This window comes from Mesorhizobium sp. M5C.F.Ca.IN.020.32.2.1, from assembly GCF_004023105.1.
In the GTDB taxonomy this organism is placed as follows: Bacteria; Pseudomonadota; Alphaproteobacteria; order Rhizobiales; family Rhizobiaceae; genus Mesorhizobium; species Mesorhizobium wenxiniae.
In genome coordinates this window covers 1-1605 of the sequence record NZ_RZSX01001155.1, presented here as the reverse complement: position 1 = coordinate 1605, position 1605 = coordinate 1, and the positions used below count along the sequence as shown (strand labels likewise).

2 protein-coding genes are annotated in these 1605 nt (G+C 62.9%); both read left to right on the top strand.

Annotation, left to right across the window (positions count from 1 at the left end; genetic code table 11):
- The coding region (locus tag EOA86_RS33860; protein WP_206630216.1) for a helicase-related protein at positions 1-1293 on the top strand (1293 nt) is incomplete at its 5' end.
- 52 nt (positions 1294-1345) lie between these two features.
- The coding region (locus tag EOA86_RS33855) for a hypothetical protein (protein WP_164892291.1) at positions 1346-1605 on the top strand (260 nt) is incomplete at its 3' end.

Genomic DNA, 1605 nt, shown 5'->3' with positions numbered 1-1605 from the left:
GAGCAGTCCGGCGGCGTCTTCGCCGAGCAGGTCATCCGACCGACCGGCCTGATCGACCCGCCGGTCGAAGTGCGTCCGGCCAAGACGCAGGTCGACGACGTCGTCGGCGAAATCCGCGACACGACCAAGGCCGGCTATCGCACGCTGGTCACCGTGCTGACCAAGCGCATGGCCGAGGACCTGACCGAGTATCTGCACGAGCAGGGTATTCGCGTCCGCTACATGCACTCCGACATCGACACGCTTGAGCGCATCGAGATCCTGCGCGACCTGCGCCTCGGCGCCTTCGACGTGCTGGTCGGCATCAATTTGCTGCGCGAAGGCCTCGATATTCCCGAATGCGGCTTCGTTGCCATTCTCGATGCCGACAAGGAGGGCTTCCTGCGCTCCGAAACGTCGCTGATCCAGACGATCGGCCGTGCCGCCAGAAACGTCGACGGCAAGGTCATCCTCTATGCCGACCAGGTCACCGGCTCGATGGAACGGGCGATGGCCGAGACCAACCGCCGTCGCGAGAAGCAGATGGAGTGGAACGCGGCCAACGGCATCACCCCGGAATCGGTCAAGTCGCGCATCTCCGACATCCTGGACTCGGTCTACGAAAAGGACCACGTCCGCGCCGACATCTCGCAGTTCACCGATAGCGCCGGCGCGATGATGGGCAACAATCTGAAAGCCCATCTCGACGCGATGGACAAGCAGATGCGTGATGCCGCTGCCAACCTCGACTTCGAGAAGGCGGCCCGCATCCGCGACGAGATCAAGCGGCTGCGCGAGATGGAGCTGTCCATCTCCGACGATCCGCTGGCCAAATATGCCGACATGGAAAGCCCGGTCTCGGGCCGCGAAAAGGGCAAGCACAACAAAGGCCGCGCCATCCACCGCACGGTCGACAATGACGGCAAGAGTCTCTTCCGCAAGCCGCATCTCGACGAGATGGGCGCCGACGGTGCGGTGCCGGTCAAGAAGCCGCTCTTCGCAAAGCCTTCGCTCGACGCCATGGGCCCGGGCACCGACATGCCGACCCCCGCTGGCGCGGTATCGCGCTCGCTGTTCAAGAAACAGTCGGCCGAGGAGGCGCACGGTTCCGATTTCGGCATCCCCGGCGAGCCGACCAAGCCGCTGTTCAAGAAGAACTCGCTGGACGAGATGACGGTGCGGCGGACTGAAAAACCTGTTGAGGGTGACAAGCCAGTCAAGCGCGAACGTGCCGGCATCGGCTCCTACGAAGATCCAGCCGACGCCCGCCGTGAAAAGCGCCGGCCTGGCAAGACCGGGCGGCCGGGACGATGAACGGGTAACAAGGTCGGTTGCGGACATTCTCGACCAACATCTAGAGTGCGTGATGGTCGCCATTCGCAGACTTCGGGAAGACGAGTTCAAGGCTTGCTTTGCAGAGCCTATGGCGGACGTCACCGCCACGGCGCAGGCTGCCATGGACACATGGCCGTATGTCGACGCGCTAGCTCTGGATAAGATCGGTCTGCCCTATTTGAACGACGTTCGCCACGTCTATCGGGACGCGCGAAACCGGTTCGATCAGGTGCTGACAGGCACCGGCCGCTTCAATACCCTTCTTGTCATCGTTGTCGATCTCGATAGAAG